Here is a 448-nt window from a genome sequence, read left to right on the forward strand (position 1 = left end):
GTAAGCGCTCGGTAAAACCATCCTTGCCTCGTCGGCTATCGTCGTGGGTTGGTCACCAACCACCGACCCCGGAGATAGCCCATGGGACGACCGAGAGACCCACAGTTGGAGCGGCTCTGGAGCCGCCGGCTCGAGCGGCACCAGGCCGGCGGCCTGTCGATCGCCGAGTTCTGCGAGACAGAAGGCATCGCGACGGCCTCGTTCTACTACTGGCGGCGGCGACTGGCCGGGGAGGCCCGGCCCCAGGCCCCGCCCCTCTTCGTCCCGCTCCGACTCGATGATCTGCACGCCCACAACGGAGCCCCCGCCCCTCGGCCCGTCGAGATCGACCTGCCCGCCGGCATTCGGCTTCGGCTCGACACCACACCGGAGCCCGAGTGGATCGGCCGACTCATCGCCGCCGTCGCTGGGCTCCGGGGACAGGAGGCCGGCTCATGATCCTCCTCCC

The 448-nt window shown here is 69.9% G+C and carries 1 protein-coding gene; it reads left to right on the forward strand.

Annotation, left to right across the window (positions count from 1 at the left end; all coding sequences use genetic code 11):
- Positions 1–81: 81 nt before the first annotated feature.
- Positions 82–438, forward strand: coding sequence for an IS66 family insertion sequence element accessory protein TnpA (tnpA, locus tag G6O54_RS37080; protein WP_165236206.1), 357 nt, complete (start codon positions 82–84; stop codon positions 436–438).
- The last annotated feature ends 10 nt before the right edge of the window (positions 439–448 follow it).

It is taken from the genome of Aquisphaera insulae (assembly GCF_011064615.1).
In the GTDB taxonomy this organism is placed as follows: Bacteria; Planctomycetota; Planctomycetia; order Isosphaerales; family Isosphaeraceae; genus Aquisphaera; species Aquisphaera insulae.